Origin of the sequence: Yersinia pekkanenii (genome assembly GCF_001152565.1) — a bacterium.
Lineage (GTDB): Bacteria > Pseudomonadota > Gammaproteobacteria > Enterobacterales > Enterobacteriaceae > Yersinia > Yersinia pekkanenii.
The window spans coordinates 1-2,157 of sequence record NZ_CQAZ01000141.1 but is presented as its reverse complement, the minus strand read 5'-3'; the positions used below and the strand labels follow the sequence as shown (position 1 = coordinate 2,157).

Genomic DNA, 2,157 nt, shown 5'->3' with positions numbered 1-2,157 from the left:
TTCAACAAGCGATAGGGGCGGTGTGAAATGGAAATTATGGATATCGAGACTGCGGTTCTCAATTTGGTGCTTGTAGTTTATTTCGCTGTGGCCGCTGGAGCCTTCGTGTTCAGCTGCTATTGCGATAAGGCGAGGACTCCTTTTAATCGTGATGGCCCAGCTCATATAGCAATTTTCTCTTTCTTTTGGCCGATTTATTTAATGATGTTGATCGGGTTAATGCCTGTTTTGTTGGTTGTCTGGATATACGAAAAAATAGTAGGCGGTGTGGAATGAAATTCAAATGTACAGGCAAGTGGAACGGCGAACCATTCGAGCGGGTTACTGAAGCAGAGGACGAAGGCGATTGCTACGATCACTGGCATCTGTGGGCTGCGATCGGTAATGCAACTATCACTGATTTCGTGATGGAGGTATGCGCCAATGACTAGCCGCCAACGGTTTGAAAAGTGGCTTGAAGAGGTCCATGGCCTTTATGGTTCTGACATCGACTGGGAGCCTGAGCGGAATTGTTACCGCATCTTTGGTATCCATCTGGCACACAAGGCATGGCAAGCAGCAATAGAAACGCCAGTTATCCTCCCCCCACTGATTGATGTCGAAGGGCTTGAGGGTGAGGTTCTGAACGCCGCGAACCATTTCAACGCTGCTATTGCCATGTGCTCCATTGCAATACGGAAAGCGGGTTATCCGTCAGAGTGTTCACCAATGTTTTACCCTACAGATAAGCAAGGCGGCTAATTATGGCGCACCATGAAGCAACTGACATTATCAGTGCGGAAGATTTAATTAAGTTGACCGGTTATCGTATTCCATCAAAACAATGTGAAGCATTGCGTCAAGCTGGAATATTCTTTATAACTCGTCGCGATGGTCGCCCTCAAACTACATGGGGGCATTTCCAAGATCCGCTATCTCATCGCCATAAGGAGTTAACGGATAAATCTATTGAGCCTAATTTTGGAGCATTGGACTAATGGGCCGAAAACGAATTAACTCTGAGGATAACTGGATGCCTCCCCGCACATGCCGGGGGCGCTCCGCCTATGAGTTTAAACCCAAGCACGGCGGCACAATTCGATTGTGCGGCTTTGATGCAACTCCCGCACAGGTATGGGCGGTTTATGAATCGATGATCAATAACAAAAAGGATGAAAATATTTTCGAAGGACTTGTGGAGCGCTTCGTACACTCAGGCGACTTCATGGAGTTAGCTGTTGAAACCCAGAAAGATTATAGAAAATACTCGGTTAAAGTATTGTCTGTATTTGGCTCTATGCCACCCGATACAATTAAACCAGAGCATATCCGAAAGTATATGGATAAGCGCGGCATCAAAAGCCGAACTCAGGCCAACAGAGAGAAGGCATTTATCTCACGAGTATTCCGCTGGGGCTATGAACGTGGCATGGTAAAAATGAATCCATGTAAGGGCGTGAAGCAATTTAAAGAAATTAGCCGCACTCGCTATATCACCAATAAAGAATACGATGCTCTTTATAGTGTTTCGCCACCAGTAGTACAGGTCGCAATGGAACTGGCTTATTTATGCTGTGCTCGACAAGGTGATATTTTAGATATGAAGAAAGGCCAACTAATTGACGAGGGGATATTAATACAGCAAAGCAAGACGAGTGTAGCTCAAATTAAAGCTTGGGGACCACGGTTAACAGCGGTCATAAACCAAGCCAACCAACTACCACTAAATAAAGGAATGAGCAGTATCTTTGTTATCCACCAGCAATCAGGATCTAGATATACAAGGGATGGATTTAATAGCCGGTGGTCGAAAGCCAAGTCCGACGCCAAAGATAAATACCCAGAATTAGAGTTTGACTTCACTTTTCACGACCTGAAGGCTAAGGGCATATCTGATTTGAGTGGTTCTCTTTACGATAAGCAAGCAATTTCAGGACACAAGAACGCAGCTCAGACCGCTCGATATGATAGGAAAATAGTAATAGTTCCAGCGGTAGGGGATCAGTAGAACGGAAATAATATTATGAAGGTATATTATGAAGGGCCCTTTCAGGCACAAAAAAACCGCCTGGCGGCGGCTATAAATGTGCTCGTACTGCTTTGTTTTACTTGTATTTCTTTCCATGGTGCCCGGGGCGGGACTTGAACCCGCACAGCCATAAGCCGAGGGATTTTAAA

At 45.4% G+C, this 2,157-nt stretch carries 5 protein-coding genes; all 5 read left to right on the top strand.

The genetic code is table 11. The annotated features are described in order from the left end of the window. Positions 1 to 27 precede the first annotated feature (27 nt). From AEP37_RS23350 to AEP37_RS23335, 5 genes are read left to right on the top strand one after another with little or no spacing between them, the layout of a single operon-like run. On the top strand, positions 28 to 276 hold the full coding sequence (locus AEP37_RS23350) for a hypothetical protein (RefSeq protein WP_049615568.1): 249 nt from the start codon (positions 28 to 30) through the stop codon (positions 274 to 276). Next, positions 273 to 431, top strand: a complete 159-nt coding sequence (locus AEP37_RS26750; protein WP_167337953.1) for a hypothetical protein — start codon at positions 273 to 275, stop codon at positions 429 to 431. Before AEP37_RS23350 ends, AEP37_RS26750 begins: the two co-directional genes overlap by 4 nt. Further along, positions 424 to 741 (top strand): hypothetical protein, encoded by a 318-nt coding sequence (locus tag AEP37_RS23345; protein ID WP_049615567.1) that lies wholly within the window; start codon positions 424 to 426, stop codon positions 739 to 741. The genes AEP37_RS26750 and AEP37_RS23345 overlap by 8 nt, the downstream gene beginning before the upstream one ends. A 2-nt stretch (positions 742 to 743) precedes the next feature. After that, positions 744 to 977 carry a DUF4224 domain-containing protein gene (locus tag AEP37_RS23340; protein WP_049615566.1) on the top strand — a complete coding sequence of 78 codons (234 nt, stop codon included), beginning with the start codon at positions 744 to 746 and terminating at the stop codon, positions 975 to 977. Further along, positions 977 to 1,987 (top strand): tyrosine-type recombinase/integrase, encoded by a 1,011-nt coding sequence (locus tag AEP37_RS23335; protein ID WP_049615565.1) that lies wholly within the window; start codon positions 977 to 979, stop codon positions 1,985 to 1,987. The genes AEP37_RS23340 and AEP37_RS23335 overlap by 1 nt, the downstream gene beginning before the upstream one ends. Positions 1,988 to 2,157 lie beyond the last annotated feature (170 nt).